Source organism: Bacillus sp. AFS017336 (assembly GCF_002555445.1).
Taxonomy (GTDB): Bacteria; Bacillota; Bacilli; order Bacillales; family Bacillaceae_G; genus Gottfriedia.
Window position 1 is genome coordinate 1 of sequence record NZ_NUCO01000149.1, and the last position, 17653, is coordinate 17653.

Here is a 17653-nt window from a genome sequence, read left to right on the forward strand (position 1 = left end):
GTTTTCAAAGTTCATTTTCTGTCGCTCAGAAGCGACTTTTAAATCATATCATTTAAAGCTTGTTTTGGTCAACAACTTTTTTAATGTTTTTGATTTTTTATTTTGTTTTGTTTTCCCTTGTTTGGGAGAACATAGAATAATATATCAGTTATTTAGATTAATTACAACACTAAATTAAAAGAACTATTATTCTGAATTATTAGGATGGTATATATTTATCTCAATATAGCCTTCTTATATGAAATAACAAAAAACCAGCCTTCTAATTGAAGGCTGGTTTTTTATAACCGTTCTATTTATTAACCTATTCTCTAAAGAATGCTAAGAATAGTAGGAACACTACAAACAATACGTACATTACTGGATGTACTTTTTTAATTTTCCCAGCAGCGATCATTGAAATCGGATAGAAAATGAAACCAACCGCGATACCCGTTGCAATACTATAAGTTAATGGCATTGCAATGATTGTAAAGAATGCTGGTACCGCAATTTCGAATTTCTTCCAATCAATTTGACCAATTGATGAAACCATTAAAACTCCGACTACTATTAATGCAGGTGAAGTTACCGCGGCAGTTACTACTCCTAAAAGTGGTGCGAAGAATAATGCTAATAAGAATAAGATACCTGTTACTACAGCAGAGAAACCTGTACGACCACCAGCAGCTACACCAGCAGTTGACTCAATATAAGAAGTCGTTGTACTTGTACCTAAAGTTGAACCAACTACTACAGCTGTTGCATCAACCATTAATGCTTTACCTGCTCTTTCAAGCTTGTTCTCTTTTAATAAACCAGCTTGGTTAGCTACTGCTACTAGTGTACCAGTTGCATCAAAGAAATCTACAATAAAGAATGTTAATACTACTGCAAACATTTTACCTGAAGAGAATACATCTGGAATATGTTTAATTGCTTGACCAAAAGTCGGAGCAATACTTGGAACCGGACCAACAACTGAAGAAGGTAAATCGATAATTCCAAAAACCATTCCTGCAATAGCAGTGATGATCATCCCTAAAAATACACCAGCTTTAATTTTTCTAGCCATTAATACTACTGTAATTACTAATCCGAAAATCGTTAATAATACACCAGGTTCATTTAATTTACCTAATGAAACGAATGTTGCAGGGTTACTGACGATGATACCTGAATTTTTTAAACCAACAAAAGTAATAAAGAATCCAATACCACTACCGATTGCTAATTTTAACTCAATTGGAATTGCATTTATAATTTGTTCACGAAGACCTGTTAATGAAAGAATGATGAAAATAATACCTGAAACAAATACACCAGCTAATGCAGTTTGCCAAGGAACACCCATTCCAAGAACTACGTTAAAAGCAAAGAAAGCATTTAATCCCATACCAGGTGCTAAAGCAATTGGATATTTTGCATATATCCCCATTAAAATCGATCCGTATGCTGCCGCTAATGATGTAGCAACGAAAATCGCTTCTTTATTCATTCTTAATGCTTCAGGAAAATCCTTTATATCTGATAATGATAAAACTGATGGATTTACGAATAATATATAAGCCATCGCTAAGAATGTAGTTAATCCAGCAATTGTTTCTTGACGATATGATGTACCTAACTTGTTGAACTCAAAATAATTACTGATACGTTCTTTCATGTGATCCTCCTAAGTTTTAGTCTTAAAAGTCGGTCTCTATTTAGAAAATAGAAAAGGCACTTTTACACATTGGTAAAAGCGCCTATCACGAGTAGTTTCATTTTGAACTTATTAACCCTAGAATAGTAGAATAGTAGAATAATAGCTAAATAGCGGGTTAATAACATTCAAAAATCATCACTTCGTAGTCCGCCGTTTACGGTGGCGGGTAGAGACGCTAGTCCATATTCACTAGCATATACGACAAGTTATGACAAATTCTTTATTTAATTTACATCCTTATATTACAATCAGATTTAATTAGTGTCAACAGAAAAAACGAACATTTTTAATAAAATATTCGTTTTCGTTCGTTTTTACCATATTTTAGTTATTCTATCATGCTTACTCATTTGGAAATTCATATTTCGATCATTTAAACGGATTAATTCACTGTAAATTCTAATAATTATTTTACTATAAAATAGTCCATAATAAAAATTTATCACTCAAAAAAGCTATAATCACTTTTTTAAGTGATTATAGCTTTTATTCTAATTTATTTGTTCTTATTTCTTCTCCCAAAGTTCAATCCATCTGCCATCAGGATCTGAAATCCATGCAAATGCTCCGTATTCCCCAATTTCAGGATCCTTTTGTAGTTTTACACCAATTTCATTAAAATGATGTACCCATTCGTTAAGATCATCTACCTGCAAATTTAACATAACAGATTGTTCTTTCGGAAAATACTCACTGTCGTGTTTAAATAGAGAAAAAATCGTTTCGTTATCTGAATCTGGTTTGATAATTGTTCCGTTCCACTCTTCTAGAGAAATTAGCAAAGTTTCTTTGTACCATTTCTTTAATGCTTCGATATCATTAGTTCTCCAAAAAATTCCACCAAACCCTTTAATTTTCATTCATCAAACCTCCAACTTAGTTATGTTATGTATTTTAGATTTTACTAAAAAACTCAGCTCATCTCTAAAATGCACATTTCTTAATGTAAAGATACCAATTTTGCCTACCATCTTCTATTTGACATTTTTTCTTCTAAACCTTTTTTTGATTCAACATAAAAAAAAAGCTATAACCCCTATTTAAAAGAGGTTATAGCCCGTTGTATATTATTCCCACTCAATCGTTGCAGGTGGCTTACTAGTTATATCATAAACGATACGGTTTACATGTTTAACTTCATTTACAATACGAGTTGAGATCTTTTGAAGTACATCCCAATCAACACGTGCCCAGTCAGCAGTCATTCCATCAATAGATGTTACTGCACGAATACCTACAGTGTAATCATAAGTACGCTCGTCACCCATTACTCCAACACTACGGATGTCCGGTAATACAGTGAAATATTGCCAAATTTCTTTATCTAATCCAGCTAATGCAATTTCTTCACGTAAGATTGCATCTGATTCACGTACGATTTCAAGTTTTTGATCAGTAATTTCGCCTAATACGCGAATTCCTAAACCTGGTCCTGGGAATGGTTGTCTCCAAACGATTGCATCTGGAATACCTAATTCAGTACCAACTGCACGTACTTCATCTTTAAATAATGCGTTTAAAGGTTCGATTAAAGTGAATTGCATGTCTTCAGGTAATCCACCTACATTATGATGTGATTTGATTGTTTGAGCTGTAGCAGTACCGCTCTCTATGATATCTGTATAAAGTGTTCCTTGAGCTAAGAAATCCATACCTTCTAATCTAGCCGCTTCATCATCGAATACATAAATGAATTCGTTACCGATAATTTTACGTTTTTGTTCTGGGTCAGATACGCCAGCAAGTTTGCTTAAGAAACGATCTCTAGCATCTACTTTAATTACGTTCATGTGGAAGCCTTCGCTAAACGTCTTCATAACGCCTTCTGCTTCATCTTTACGTAATAAACCATGGTCAACAAAGATACATGTTAATTGATCACCGATTGCTTTATGAATTAATACAGCAACAACTGATGAATCTACACCACCACTAAGTGCACAAAGTACCTTTTTGTCACCAACTGTATTACGAATATTTTCTAGTTCAACTTCAATATAGTTTTTCATTGACCAGTTTGCTTCACATTCGCAAATATTGAATACGAAGTTCTTTAATAGATCATTACCGTATTCAGAGTGACGAACTTCTGGATGGAATTGTACACCGTACATTTTTCTAGCTTCATTACTCATTGCTGCGATTGGACATGAAGCACTAGTAGCATCTACAACGAATCCTTCTGGTTGTTGAGTTACTTTATCACCGTGGCTCATCCAAACTACGTGATCTGTCGGTAAGTCTTTTAATAAAGCAGACGGATTTTGAATATTTAATTCAGCTTTTCCGTATTCACGGTTGTCAGCTTTAGCAACTGTTCCACCAAAATGTTGAGTCATTAATTGCATCCCGTAGCAAATACCTAAAATAGGAATTTCTAAATCGAAAATAGCTTCGTCACAGAAAAAAGCATTTTCACCATATACGCTATTTGGTCCACCAGAGAATACAATCCCTTTTGCACCCATTTGTTTAATTTCCTCTGCAGTAATTGTATGAGGACGTAATTCACTATAAACACCGAATTCACGGATACGGCGTGCTATAAGTTGGTTATATTGACTTCCAAAATCTAGTACTACAATTGTGTCATGTTGTTGCAAAACGGTCACCCCATCTATATATATTGAATTAACGTATCAGTTAAACTGATACTATTTTTCCCAAAAAAAATAAAAAAAGCCGATTTTCTCCTCTATTTACATACGAAAAAATACGTATAAGAAGGCAGAAAATCAGACTTATGCTTAACATAGTCAGACTGCCTTCATAGTCAGGGCATGTTACGGTGCCCCGGTAGAGACTCTCGACCCGTATTGTCGAGGATATATGAAGAATAATGACGAATATTGTATTATTGTCTCATTCTAACACATGTAATTTTTCGGTCAAGGTATTTCATCTCATAAAAAAAATAAAATTTATTGGTAAATGGTACAACTTGTCATGAATATGATTATAGTGTACATTTTAACTAACGAACGGTAGGTAGTTTCATTGTGCGTAGAGTGTCTTTTAGCTATAAAAGGGGGAATTTTTAATGAATTGGATTTACTTAGTTATAGCTGGTATGTCCGAGATCGCTTGGGCTTTTGGTCTTAAATACTCAGATGGATTTACGAATGTAATACCAACGATCCTTACAATCGCTGGAATTGTATTTAGTTTTTATTTATTTTCAAAAGCAGTTAGAGAGATTCCAATTGGAACCGCTTATGCAGTGTTTACAGGAATTGGAGCTGCTGGAACGGTCATCATTGGAATGTTATTTTTAGATGAAGCGGCATCTACGTTAAAAATCATTCTAGTTATTACATTATTAAGTGGTATTGTTGGCTTAAAATTGACTTCAAATGATAAAAAACCGGAAAAAGGAGATGCAGCATAAATGGCTTGGTTATTTTTATTTATAGCAGGTTTAGGTGAAGTAGGATTTGTAATTTTTATGAAGCTATCAAATAACTTTAAAAAACTTAATTACTCCATTTTATGTATCTTATCTGGATGGACTAGTTTTTACTTATTATCAAAAGCTTTAAAAGTCATCCCCGTTGGAACCGGCTATACGATTTGGACAGGAATAGGTGCTGCCGGCTCTGTTTTGATTGGCATGTTATTTTTTAATGAATCACGTGAATGGAAGCGTCTCTTTTTTATTACATTAGTAATTGGATCGGTTGTCGGTTTAAAAATCATTTCTCCTCATTAAAAAAAAATCCCTTTTCGACATGCGAATTAGGGGTTTTTTCTTCCATTTTAAAAATTAAAATAGTTTGCTCCAAGTATTTTTCCCAACAATTCCATCAACAACTAGTCCATTACTTGCTTGAAATTTTTTAACTGCACTCTCTGTAACAGGACCAAATATTCCATCTGCAGTTATTTTAAGTTTTTGTTGTACGTGTTTCACAGACTCACCTTTTGAGCCCATTTTTAAAATACCAGGATACGAAATAGAATCCGCTTGTTGTTTCGGAGGATTTAATACAGCGTTAACTTGTTCTTTAAACTCGTTAAAACGCTCGGGGTGGTCTATGAAGGTTTTTGGACATGGTTTATGTGTAATATCATAATGTCTTACAATATCATTTGCATCTAATTTAAACATCTTACACAATTCAGCAACTACTCGAACCGCTCGTGTAATGGTATATTGTGAAACTGTACCGTCTTTTTCTAAACACATTTCAACACCGATTGAAAGTTTATTTGCGTTCGGTGCTAATTCAGGCACACCTCTATATACGCCACCACTACTATTTCTTTCGTAGTGATCATTCGCATGGTACGCGACTTCATCTAGCGGAATAATACAAATTGCCTCTTTAGAATCGACAAATAGATGAGCTGATGCATAAGTTTTATTCTTTATAGCGCTCCCGTTAAAATATCTTTGATGGCTTTGTGCAGTTGCTCCAGGATTTGCAGTCCAATGTATTACAATTTTTTTAACGCCTTTTAACTTTATTGACGGCCTCGTATACTTGTTCATCGAAATAAAATCATTTCTCCAATATGCCAAATCTTAGCTCTCCTTTCTATTGTTTATGCATGTCCAATTAACACCGCTCGGATTACTTGGACATGTATATTAATACAGTATTCTAAAATAGGGAAATCGTTACAAAATTAAAGGAGAGCAATTAATTGCTCTCCTTGTTTTAGAAAATTTATTTAGTCTTAAGTGGTTTCACATAAATAGCTTGTGAAGAGTTTGTGGTTATACACCCGTCTAAGTCTTTTTCATTTAATAGTCCTAAATTGATTGCGGACTTAATTTTATCTCCATCTGGTCTTTTTACAATTTGAATTAAATCAGAAAGGTTTAATTCTTCTAACTTGTTAACTGTCATCTCCTCATCAAATTTTTCTCTTTTTCTTATAATTCGTTCAAGCTTTAAATTATTAACGATTAGTTCACCTTTTTCATTCGTTCCAACTTGGTGATCAAAATAACCATGAAATACTTTTTGTAGTTCTTCTAACTGATTTTCAATATCCTTTTTCTTTTGACTTAAATCATAATACTCATTCAACATTGGTTCTGTTATTTTGAAATTATTTTTCCTCCCCATTTCATAACACCACTTTTCAAAAGAAGATATTTTATCTTATTGTGAAAATAGACGAGTTATGACTTGAAATACATTTGATTTAAAAGTAAATTAACAATTATAAGTCTAAAAATAACCCGACTAAGTTGCTATATAGTGAATGAATTACGTATGTTATTTTATATATATCAAACTCTAAAAAGAAAGGAATCTTGATTATGTTGAAAAGCAACAATCATGATAGCGAACAGATAAATGTTTATTGAACCGATGCTATTACAAAATGCTGATAAACCATTTGACTCAGATAATCATTATTTTGAATTGAAATCAAATGGTGTTCGAGTAATGCTTGAAAGACAGGATGGAAAGAATAAACTTTTTAATCGAAATGGTACCGAGATCACAGAAAGAATTCCTGAACTCGAAAATATCGACTTAGATGATTGTTACTTAGACGGTGTATTAGTTTGTTATTGCGACGGCAAGGAAGATTTTGAAGCGGTTACCAATCGAGTAAGCTTTATTCAAGAGAATAAAATATTGCAAGGAAGTAAGCAATTTCCATTAACATATATTGCTTTTGATATTTTACGTCATAAAAATAAAAATTTAATAAAAGAACCATTATCCTATCGAAAGAATATCCTTTCAAAAACCTTAGTTGATCAGGATTCGATTAAAAAGAGTTTTTATATTGAGTCTGAAGGGACAATGTTTTTTGAACAAATTAAAACACTTGGACTAGAAGGTATTGTGGCTAAATCAAAGGACTCTACTTATATACCTGCACACCGATCTCTAAATTGGCTAAAAATTATTAACTGGCGATATGGTAATTACTATATAGCAGGGTATAAAAAACAAGGAATGGGATTATTAATCTCTGAAATCATAAATGGTGATTTTGTAAACGTGGGGATAGTAGAATTCGGAATGAATACTGGTCAGAAAACGGCCTTCTTTAGTATAACGAAGCATATAAAAACTGGAGAAGATAAAAATTATATTTATGTAGAACCCTTTGTTCGATGCGTGATAAAAAGTAGAGGGCAATTAAATAACGGAGAATTAATTGAACCTATTTTTCATGACTTTATTGTTTAAAAAAATCAAAATAAATACTTAGTAATCCCCTTTAAAGTAGAAAGTATTAGTCACTTTTACAACTTAAAGGGGCTTTTTTATATCAGTCTATTTAAATAAAAGCCAAAGTACGAATATCCAAAATGGTATAGAAAATAAAAGACCAAAAAGGCAACCTCTAAATAAACCAATATTCATCTAAATCATCCTTAAAATTATTTAATAGAGTGTACTCTATCAACAATATTTTTTCTACTTGTAATAAGTTTAAATATACATATTTGTACAATATTTAGTCAATAATACCTTAGTTTTATTTACGTTACCTTTTTTTTCTATTTTGTTAGGCTTATTTCCGCTCATGTACGTCTAAAATTAAGACCATAGCATTATTTAAAAATAAAAAACCTTATAAGTACCAGGTTTTTTACTTTATTTTAGTATGTCATCTATATAGTTAACCACGAAGTGTAGTCTATTATTAATTACCTTTACCAGAGGAGAGAGTATGACGAAGTTACTTTAAATATTAAATACCGCCTTTAAGAATGATTCTTATTACTGCCATAATTATTGCTCCTATTATTAATCGTACAGTCCAACTAGTATTACTTTCAATTCTCTCAATCTTTTGTTCAACTTTTCTAATTGTACTTTCTGCAACGGCTAAACGTTTCTTGATTTCTGCAATTTTTTCCTGTAATTCTTTAATTTCGTCTATCTTATCCCCTCATTTCCATTAGTTTGTACTCTACTTAATATATTCTGAATTTACTATATTGGTTAAAGGAAAATAGTAGGAAAGTAATAAAAATTAAAACTATCTTTATCATTGAGGTTCTAGATGGTATAAAGTAAGTTTTGAACTTTGTTATTTTTTTCTTCTTTCAAATTAAAAAACCACTTCCATTTAGGAAGTGGTTATTTTAATTGATATTGTAACAGCATCACAAAAATGTGAGGCGACTTATTACATCATGCCGCCCATTCCGCCCATACCCATGTCAGGCATTGCTGGAGCGTTTTTCTCAGGGATGTCAGCTACTACTGCTTCAGTTGTTAAGAACATAGCTGAAACAGATGCTGCGTTTTGAAGTGCAGAACGAGTAACTTTAGTTGGGTCAACGATTCCTTCTTCAATCATGTTTACCCATTGTCCGTTAGCAGCATTGAAACCAACGCCTACTTCCGCACCTTTTAATTTTTCAATGATTACAGATCCTTCTAAACCAGCATTTGTAGCGATTTGACGAACTGGAGATTCAAGTGCACGTAATACGATGTTGATACCAGTCGCTATGTCACCTTCTGCTTCAATTGCAGCTACTTTATTGTATACGCTCATTAATGCAGTACCACCACCAGCTACAATACCTTCTTCAACTGCAGCACGCGTAGAGTTTAATGCATCTTCAATACGTAATTTACGTTCTTTTAATTCAGTTTCAGTTGCAGCACCAACTTTGATTACTGCTACACCGCCAGCTAATTTAGCTAAACGCTCTTGTAATTTTTCGCGATCGAATTCAGAAGTTGTTTCTTCTAATTGAGCACGGATTACACCGATACGTTGTTGGATCGATGCTGTTTCACCAGCACCTTCAACGATTGTAGTGTTTTCTTTTGTTACTACAACTTTTGAAGCGCGACCTAATTGAGTGATGTTAGTTGTTTTAAGATCTAATCCTAATTCTTCTGTAATCACTTCACCGCCAGTTAAGATTGCGATGTCTTCTAACATTGCTTTACGACGGTCACCAAAGCCAGGAGCTTTAACAGTAACTGCGTTGAAAGTACCACGTAATTTGTTTACGATGATTGTTGCTTGTGCTTCACCTTCAACATCTTCAGCAATGATTAATAGTGGCTTACCTTGTTGAACAACTTGCTCAAGTACCGGTAAGATTTCTTGAATATTTGTTACTTTTTTATCTGTAATTAAGATATATGGATTTTCTAATTCAGCAACCATTTTCTCTGAATTTGTAACCATGTATGGTGAAGAGTATCCACGGTCAAATTGCATACCTTCTACTACTTCTAATTCAGTTGTGAAGCCTTTAGATTCTTCAAGTGTAATAACACCGTCGTTACCTACGCGCTCCATTGCTTCAGCGATTAATTGTCCTACTTCTGGATCTGCTGAAGAAATTGCAGCAACCTGTGCGATTGACTCTTTACCTTCAATTGGTTTAGAGATTGTTTTTAATTCTTCAATTGCTACAGCAACTGCTTTTTCGATACCTTTACGGATACCCATTGGGTTTGCACCAGCAGTTACGTTTTTAAGACCTTCACGAATCATAGCTTGCGCTAAAACTGTCGCAGTAGTTGTACCGTCCCCAGCAATCTCGTTCGTTTTGCTAGCAACTTCTGCAACTAATTTTGCACCCATGTTTTCGAATGCATCTTCTAATTCGATTTCTTTTGCGATTGTAACACCGTCATTTGTAATTAATGGAGAACCGAATTTTTTCTCAAGAACTACGTTACGTCCTTTTGGTCCTAATGTTACTTTTACAGCATCAGCTAAAGCGTCTACACCACGTAACATTGCGCGACGAGCTTCTTCACCAAATCTAATGTCCTTAGCCATTGAAATGACCTCCTTATAATATAAAAAATTTATTTTTTAATTTAAGTATTTTATTTTATTAACCTATGATTGCAAGAATATCGTTTTCGCGAAGTACTAGGTATTCAGTACCACCGTACTTAACTTCTGTACCTGAGTATTTAGAGAAGATAATGCGGTCACCTACAGATACTTCTAAAGCAATGCGCTCACCATTTTCAAGTACACGTCCAGTACCTACTGCAACAACTTTGCCTTCTTGTGGCTTTTCTTGTGCACTACCTGGTAACACGATACCGCTAGCAGTTTTTTCTTCAGACTCAACAAGCTCAATTACAACACGATCACCTAATGGCTTTAACATGTGTAATACCTCCTCAATAATCAAATCATTATTTTTTAGCACTCATTAATATTGAGTGCTAACACAATTATTAGTTTAAATAATATCAAAAAATTTTGCAAGTCTGAAGCAGGCACTTTTCTTGTCGAAATATAATCAGTTTTATCTTTACAATTAAATGTAAAATAAAAAACGAAAATTTCTTTTAAGAAACTAAAGAAACGAGTAAAATAATGTACATGTTGTTATCAACCTTTGGGTTATGAAAAATATCAACACAAAGGAGCTATCTTATTGAAAACTAGAGATTTATTGATTATCTTAACTTATGCTGTTATTCAATATTCGGCGGCATTTGGGGTTCCCTATTTATTAAATAGTAATTTATACGCTGGAGTGGAAAAGAAGACTGCTTCCCTTGAAGCGGTGGCCTTATGGAGTTGTATTAGCTTCATAACTGGTTTAATTATTATACTGATTTTATTACATAAGCCCATTTTTGAAGGAATTAAGAATTTTAAGCATAACTATCGTACAATATTAAATTGGGTAATTTTAGGTTACTTCATTACGATGGCAACTCAAATTGTGTGTAATATCATTTTAATTTATGTATTCAATTTACATACAGGCTCTGAAAATACTCAAAATATCTTAAATATTGCTAAACTGAATCCTGCATTTATTATCATACCAAGTCTAGTAGCACCGATATTAGAAGAGATAATTTTCCGCCGAATCATTTTCAAAAGGCTTTATAATCGCTTACCATTTATTATTTCTGCTGGGATTAGTTCAGCAATATTTTCGTTTATGCATGGCGACTTACCATTCTTTTTATCTTACTTCCTAATTGGTTTCGTATTTTGTTATTTATACAAACGTACAAATTCAATTATCGTTCCAATTTTAACACATATGTTAATGAACACATTTGTAGTTTTTCAGCAGTTAAATTTACATTAAAGAAACCCCCAATATTTTGGGGGTTTTTAAATTAATCTAATTTTATTGTTGTAAAAAATATGCCAATGTTTGTAGTTCAACCGCTAGGTCTATATGATGAATACGAATATGTTCTGGTACACTAATTCGAGCAGGAGTAAAATTTAAGATTCCTCTTATATTTTTTCCATTTAATCGATCTGCTATTGATTGAGCTACAGGTGCAGGTACAGTTAAAATAACGATTTGAATATCATCATTCATTACGTCTTCTAAATTATCTAAATTATAGACAGGTACTCCACCAATTTCAGTTCCAATCTTATTTGGATCAATATCAAATGCCATTTCAATTTTAGTATTATTATTTTTTATAAAATTATAGTGTAAGAATGCAGTCCCTAAATTACCTACACCAATTAATGCAACTTTCATCACTTCATGTTGGTTAAGCGCTTTCGAGAAAAAAGTTAATAAGTAATTTACGTTATATCCATATCCTTTTTTTCCAAGTGCTCCAAAATAAGAAAAATCTCTTCTAATCGTAGCGGAATCTACCTTTACTGCTTCACTTAACTCTGCTGAAGAAACTCTTTGTTTACCTGATAAAGACAAATTCTTTATAAAACGGTAATATAAAGGTAGACGTTTAGCAGTAGCTTGTGGAATTTTAATTTGTTCCGAGTCCATTTTTTAATCCCCCACTTACTGTAATTCTTTTTACTATGGTGTGTAATTTAGCTTTACTTTAGTAATAAAGTACTTGTTCTAATGTAAAATATACACTATATTTAAGAATTTTGACAGTCTACAGTTACTCAGATAAAAAATTTTGCAATGAGGTGTTATCCATGATTCTTTTACAAGTAAATAATGTCTCAAAGTATTTTGGTAGTGACATTATTCTTTCAAATATAAAATTAGAAGTTCAAACGAATGATCGAGTTGCGATTGTTGGTCGTAATGGCGCAGGAAAATCTACATTACTCAAAATAATAGCTGGTGAATTGTCTTACGACGGAGGCGAGATAAATAAGCCTAAGGACGTTACTGTAGGCTACCTAGCCCAAAATACTGGATTACAAAGTGATCAAACGATATGGGAAGAATATTATTCTGTTTTTAATCATTTAGTTGAGATGCAGGAAAATATGAGAAAATTAGAAGTAAAAATGACTCAAGAAGAAGTCTATTCTAATCAGCCTGTTTATGACAAGATAATGAATGAATATGATCATCTTCAATATACATTCAAAGAAAACGGCGGTTATCAGTTTGAAGCAGATATTCGTTCAATTATTAGCGGCTTAGGTTTCAGTAATGAAGATTACGAAACAAAAATTTCTTCGTTAAGCGGTGGGCAAAAAACAAGACTTGCTTTAGGTAAACTATTATTAACAAAGCCTGATCTATTAATACTGGATGAGCCTACAAATCACTTGGATATTGATACACTTAGTTGGTTAGAGCGTTATTTACAATCTTATCCTGGTGCGGTATTAATTGTATCCCACGATCGATATTTCCTTGATCAAGTTGTAAATATTGTTTATGAAATATCTAATCGTAGGCATCAACGTTTTGTTGGGAACTATAGTAAATATCTTGATTTAAAAGCTGCTCAATATGAGCAAGAGCTTAAACAGTTCGAAAAACAACAAGAAGAAATCTCTAAGCTTGAAGATTTTGTACAACGTAATATTGCACGTGCCTCAACTACAAAAAGAGCACAAAGTCGTAGAAAACAGCTCGACAGAATGGTTCGATTAGACAAGCCACTTGGAGAAGATTCTTCAGCTAATTTTTCATTTGCAATTGAAAAACAAAGTGGAAATGACGTCCTTTCAATACAAGATTTATTTATTGGATATAACCGCATCCCTACAATTGATCAAACAATGAAGTTTGTATTGAACCGAGGAGATAGTGTTGCACTAGTCGGTCCAAACGGTGTTGGAAAGTCGACATTACTTAAGACGATTATTGGTGATTTAAATAAATTACAAGGAACAATTGATTTTGGTGCAAATGTTTCGGTCGGTTATTATGACCAGGAGCAAGCTAAGCTTACATCTAACAAAAGAGTATTAGATGAACTTTGGGATGATTATCCATTAAAGCCTGAACAAGAGATTCGAACAATATTAGGGAATTTTTTATTTTCTGGCGATGATGTGACTAAAATCGTTACCTCTTTAAGCGGTGGAGAAAAAGCAAGATTAGCATTAGCAAAACTTATGATGAAAAAAGCTAATTTTCTAATTCTTGATGAGCCTACCAACCATTTGGATTTAGATAGTAAAGAAGTTTTAGAAAATGCTTTATTAGATTATCCTGGGACTATTTTGTTTGTATCACATGATCGTTATTTTATGAACAGATTATCCACAAAAACTTTCGAACTAGCAAAAGAAGGATTATCAATTTATCTAGGTGATTATGACTATTACCAATTTAAGAAAAACGAAGCATATGAGAAAGAACAAGCTGAAAAAGAAGTTATGTTAACACAAGTTAAACAATCATCTCAACCAGTTTCTGATTATCAACAAGACAAAGAATTAAAGAAAAAACTTCGTCAAACTCAGCGTCGTATTGAGGAGATCGAAAGCAATATCTCGCAATTTGAGCTTGATATAGAAACAATCGAACTAGAACTATGCAAACCAGAAGTTTACGGAGACTTTCAATTAGTACACGAATTAACAAGTAAGAAAAATGATTTAGAAGCTAAGTTAATAGACCTAATGGAAGAATGGGAAAACTTACAAGAGTAATGATTAAACGGATATGCTGATTGCTATCCGTTTTTTCTTATCTACATTTTTATCCACATAACTTTTGCTATATTTTAGCTTTTACACAGGTTTATACACATTATCCACAGAAAAACAGCAATGTTATACACATTTTTGTGCACAAGGTTTAATAAGTTTTTAACAAAGAAAAAGTACTTATCCACATTTTATTAAAAAAATTGTGAATAAGTACTTTTTACATATTCTCTAAATCTAAGCCAGGGTTACCGTTTAGTGCCAAATTACCTAGTTTCCCTTGCTTCAATCTGATAAAAGCAGCTGCACCGATCATCGCTGCATTATCTGTACAAAGTGATAATGGCGGTATAATTAATTCTATATCATTTAAGTCATTCATCTCATTTTGTAATGAAGCTCTTAATCCTTTATTAGCTGCTACTCCACCTGCTAATAAAACTTGTTTCACATCATATTCTTTTGCAGCTTTAATCGTTTTTGAAACAATTACTTCAATTACACTTGCTTGGAAGCTGGCAGCTACATTAGCTGGCGACACTTCCTCACCTCTTTGTTCAGCATTGTGCATATAATTAATAACTGCTGACTTTAAACCACTAAAGCTAAAATCATAACTACCTTCTTCTAACCAAGCTCTAGGAAATGGAATATTTGCCGTTCCTTCTTGTGCTAGACGATCGATGTGTGGACCACCTGGATAAGGCAATTTAAGCGTTCTAGCAACCTTATCATAGGCCTCACCTGCCGCGTCGTCTCGTGTTTCTCCTATTACTTCAAAAACGCCATCTTCCTTCATATAAACAAGCTCTGTATGCCCACCAGAAACTACTAAAGCTAATAGTGGATATTGTAAAGGCTGTACTAGTTGATTGGCATATATATGACCTGCAATGTGGTGAACACCTATTAGAGGTAATCCATGAGCAAAGGCAATTGCTTTTGCAGCATTTACTCCAATTAGTAATGCACCTACTAGTCCTGGACCCTCTGTAACAGCAATGGCAGCTAAATCCTCATAGTTAATCTGTGCTTGCTCCATCGCTTCTTCAATTACCACCGTTATTTGCTCAACATGTAATCTTGAAGCGACTTCAGGTACTACTCCACCAAAACGTTTGTGTATATCGATCTGTGTTGCTACTACATTACTTAGAATTTCATTACCATTTTTAATAATAGCTGCTGAGGTTTCATCACAACTTGTCTCTATAGCTAGTATTAAACAATTTTCATTCATCATTTCAAATTCACCCACATCACTAATGCATCCTCAAAATTATCTGTATAATAGCTTTTTCGAATCCCACCGTCTTGGAATCCTAGCTTACGATACAGTCCCATTGCTACATGATTCGATACCCTTACTTCTAATGTTAAAGTTTCTGCTCCAAGGTTTTTAGCAGTTTCCATTACTGCTCGAAGTAACTTTTCACCTAGACTCTTCCCTCTATAGTCCGGTAAAATAGCTATATTTGTAATATGTCCCTCGTCAATGACTACCCATAACCCACAATATCCAATTATCTTCTCATCAACTTCAGCAACTAAATAATTGGCAAATTGATTTGAATATAATTCATTATAAAATGCATCATGTGTCCATGGTGTTGGGAACGATTTTTTTTCAATTTCCACTATTTGATCTAAATCTTCTTCTTTCATTTTCCGAAAAGCAACCGATGAGATCATAATATCCTCCTACTTTTCTTGGCTAGCTAGCCAATTAGCTTCTGCTTCTGATAATCTTAAATATTCTGGTGAAAAATTGTGTACCGATTCTTCACTTTCTTCTAAACTACATGTAAACAGTTCACTTGGTCTCTGATTATTCATACTAGCATTTACAAAAACAGCCTGATCTTTTAAGTGCTCTATAATAAATTCTTTATGTAATGATACATCATTACCAATAAATAAAATTTGTTCATTATATGATTTAAGTTTTTCAACCCATAAACTGCGATCAATATTACAGTCCTCTAAAACACTATTAGTAGGTTCCCCTCTGAAATCATAAAGACCAGTAAATAATAAATTACGTCTTGCATCAAAAATAGGACAAACTAACCCATTAAAAAATCGCCCATTCGCAGCTAGTACTTTCAGACTTGAAACACCTATAATCGGAATATTTAAGGTGAAGGCCAATGTTTTTGCTACTGTTACACCAATGCGCACTCCAGTGTATGAGCCTGGTCCTTTTGCGACAACTATTTTAGATAGTTCCTTAGGTTTTATATTGCATTCTTCCATTAATGTATTAATGGCTGGCATTAATCGGACAGAATGATTTTTATTTATAAATGTTATCGTTTCTCCAATAACAGATTGGTCCTTAATTAGACTAATCCCCATAACATTTGTAGAAGTATCAATTGCTAAAACGGTCATTATTAATTAGCTCCTTACAAATAAATTCATACCTTGCTCCATTTGGAATAAAAGTAATCATTCTACCATTTTCTTCATGAGTTATTATGATTTTTAAGAATTCATTTGGTAAGTAATCTTCAATTAAATGCGCCCATTCCACAACACAAACACCTTCACCCATAAAATACTCATCAAAACCTAAATCTTCATTACTGCCTTCTAAGCGGTACACATCCATATGATATAAAGGAATTCTTCCTTTATATTCTTTTATTATATTAAAAGTTGGGCTATTAACAGTTCTTTTTACTTCAAGACCTTTCGCAAAACCTTTTGTAAAGGTTGTCTTACCTGCACCAAGATCTCCTTCTAATAAGATTACATCTTTTTGTTGTACTAATTGTCCGAGAAAAAATGCAATTGATTGAGTTTCTTCCTCAGTATTTGTATGTAAAACAATTTCCAATTACTTCACCACCAAAATTCTAACTCGTCTATTTCTAACTTTGCCATATTATATCATTTCAAAACATTAAGCGGATGTCAAACAGTAATATCCTTTAGAATAGTTTAAATTAATCTACTGTTTTTATATTTCCTAGAAGTAAACATTCTTCAAACTAATCAATATATGGTTTACTTCAAAAATCTTCATTAATTCTCATATAATAAAAAAAACGAAACAATTGTTTGTTTCGTTTAAGAATCGTATGTATGGCGGTCCCGACCGGGATCGAACCGGCGATCTCCTGCGTGACAGGCAGGCATGTTAACCGCTACACCACGGGACCATTTTGGTTGCGGGGACAGGAT

At 33.2% G+C, this 17653-nt stretch carries 18 protein-coding genes, 1 tRNA gene and 2 riboswitches; of the genes, 5 read left to right on the forward strand and 14 right to left on the reverse strand.

The features are described 5' to 3' along the window. Positions 1-304: 304 nt before the first annotated feature. The 3 genes from CN601_RS25130 to guaA all read right to left on the reverse strand — a co-directional run bounded on the left by CN601_RS25130 (position 305) and on the right by guaA (position 4290). Positions 305-1633, reverse strand: a complete 1329-nt coding sequence (locus CN601_RS25130) for an NCS2 family permease (protein ID WP_098172724.1) — start codon at positions 1631-1633, stop codon at positions 305-307. A 177-nt stretch (positions 1634-1810) separates the two neighbouring features. Continuing rightward, positions 1811-1909, reverse strand: a riboswitch (purine riboswitch). A 284-nt stretch (positions 1910-2193) separates the two neighbouring features. Next, complete coding sequence (locus CN601_RS25135) at positions 2194-2547, reverse strand: VOC family protein (RefSeq protein ID WP_098172719.1); 354 nt, start codon at positions 2545-2547, stop codon at positions 2194-2196. A gap of 207 nt (positions 2548-2754) precedes the next feature. Beyond that, positions 2755-4290, reverse strand: coding sequence for a glutamine-hydrolyzing GMP synthase (gene guaA, locus CN601_RS25140; protein WP_373605008.1), 1536 nt, complete (start codon positions 4288-4290; stop codon positions 2755-2757). 147 nt (positions 4291-4437) lie between these two features. After that, positions 4438-4540, reverse strand: a riboswitch (purine riboswitch). Between the two features lie 187 nt (positions 4541-4727). On the opposite strand from guaA, the gene CN601_RS25145 reads away from it, so the two are divergent. Beyond that, complete coding sequence (locus CN601_RS25145) at positions 4728-5075, forward strand: DMT family transporter (protein ID WP_098120707.1); 348 nt, start codon at positions 4728-4730, stop codon at positions 5073-5075. Continuing rightward, complete coding sequence (locus tag CN601_RS25150; RefSeq protein ID WP_098120708.1) at positions 5076-5396, forward strand: DMT family transporter; 321 nt, start codon at positions 5076-5078, stop codon at positions 5394-5396. Positions 5397-5450: 54 nt separating this feature from the next. Here the strand turns inward: CN601_RS25150 and CN601_RS25155 are convergent, their stop codons facing one another. Beyond that, positions 5451-6209, reverse strand: coding sequence for a peptidoglycan recognition protein family protein (locus CN601_RS25155; protein WP_098172720.1), 759 nt, complete (start codon positions 6207-6209; stop codon positions 5451-5453). Positions 6210-6357: 148 nt separating this feature from the next. Then, a complete protein-coding gene (locus CN601_RS25160) occupies positions 6358-6762 on the reverse strand; it encodes a hypothetical protein (RefSeq protein ID WP_098120710.1) in 405 nt (134 codons plus the stop codon). A gap of 234 nt (positions 6763-6996) precedes the next feature. Between CN601_RS25160 and CN601_RS25165 the strand changes: the two genes are divergently transcribed. Next, positions 6997-7848 carry an ATP-dependent DNA ligase gene (locus CN601_RS25165; protein WP_098120711.1) on the forward strand — a complete coding sequence of 284 codons (852 nt, stop codon included), beginning with the start codon at positions 6997-6999 and terminating at the stop codon, positions 7846-7848. A 508-nt stretch (positions 7849-8356) separates the two neighbouring features. Here CN601_RS25165 and CN601_RS25170 read toward each other — a convergent pair. The 3 genes from CN601_RS25170 to groES all read right to left on the reverse strand — a co-directional run bounded on the left by CN601_RS25170 (position 8357) and on the right by groES (position 10766). Further along, positions 8357-8548, reverse strand: a complete 192-nt coding sequence (locus tag CN601_RS25170; protein ID WP_098172725.1) for a hemolysin XhlA family protein — start codon at positions 8546-8548, stop codon at positions 8357-8359. 249 nt (positions 8549-8797) lie between these two features. Beyond that, positions 8798-10423, reverse strand: a complete 1626-nt coding sequence (groL, locus tag CN601_RS25175; RefSeq protein WP_098120712.1) for a chaperonin GroEL — start codon at positions 10421-10423, stop codon at positions 8798-8800. Positions 10424-10481: 58 nt separating this feature from the next. Next, on the reverse strand, positions 10482-10766 hold the full coding sequence (gene groES, locus CN601_RS25180) for a co-chaperone GroES (RefSeq protein WP_098120713.1): 285 nt from the start codon (positions 10764-10766) through the stop codon (positions 10482-10484). 273 nt (positions 10767-11039) lie between these two features. Here groES and CN601_RS25185 point away from each other — a divergent pair, with 273 nt between their 5' ends. Then, positions 11040-11711, forward strand: coding sequence for a CPBP family intramembrane glutamic endopeptidase (locus tag CN601_RS25185; protein ID WP_098172721.1), 672 nt, complete (start codon positions 11040-11042; stop codon positions 11709-11711). A gap of 42 nt (positions 11712-11753) precedes the next feature. On the opposite strand, the gene CN601_RS25190 is transcribed toward CN601_RS25185, so the two are convergent. Further along, the gene (locus CN601_RS25190; RefSeq protein ID WP_098120715.1) at positions 11754-12380 is read right to left on the reverse strand and encodes a redox-sensing transcriptional repressor Rex; all 627 of its coding nucleotides are present in this window, start codon (positions 12378-12380) and stop codon (positions 11754-11756) included. A 161-nt stretch (positions 12381-12541) separates the two neighbouring features. On the opposite strand from CN601_RS25190, the gene CN601_RS25195 reads away from it, so the two are divergent. Beyond that, the gene (locus tag CN601_RS25195; protein ID WP_098172722.1) at positions 12542-14467 is read left to right on the forward strand and encodes an ABC-F family ATP-binding cassette domain-containing protein; all 1926 of its coding nucleotides are present in this window, start codon (positions 12542-12544) and stop codon (positions 14465-14467) included. Positions 14468-14684: 217 nt separating this feature from the next. Here the strand turns inward: CN601_RS25195 and tsaD are convergent, their stop codons facing one another. From tsaD to CN601_RS25220, 5 genes are all read right to left on the reverse strand, one after another. After that, positions 14685-15704, reverse strand: a complete 1020-nt coding sequence (gene tsaD / locus CN601_RS25200; RefSeq protein WP_179865692.1) for a tRNA (adenosine(37)-N6)-threonylcarbamoyltransferase complex transferase subunit TsaD — start codon at positions 15702-15704, stop codon at positions 14685-14687. After that, positions 15704-16156 (reverse strand): ribosomal protein S18-alanine N-acetyltransferase, encoded by a 453-nt coding sequence (gene rimI, locus CN601_RS25205; RefSeq protein ID WP_098120718.1) that lies wholly within the window; start codon positions 16154-16156, stop codon positions 15704-15706. The genes tsaD and rimI overlap by 1 nt, the downstream gene beginning before the upstream one ends. Before the next feature lie 9 nt (positions 16157-16165). Next, entirely contained in the window at positions 16166-16858 is a 693-nt protein-coding gene (tsaB, locus tag CN601_RS25210) for a tRNA (adenosine(37)-N6)-threonylcarbamoyltransferase complex dimerization subunit type 1 TsaB (RefSeq protein ID WP_098172723.1), read from the reverse strand. Beyond that, complete coding sequence (tsaE, locus tag CN601_RS25215) at positions 16839-17306, reverse strand: tRNA (adenosine(37)-N6)-threonylcarbamoyltransferase complex ATPase subunit type 1 TsaE (protein WP_098120720.1); 468 nt, start codon at positions 17304-17306, stop codon at positions 16839-16841. The genes tsaB and tsaE overlap by 20 nt, the downstream gene beginning before the upstream one ends. Positions 17307-17555: 249 nt before the next feature. Further along, a tRNA-Asp gene (locus tag CN601_RS25220) sits at positions 17556-17631 on the reverse strand. Between the last annotated feature and the right edge of the window lie 22 nt (positions 17632-17653).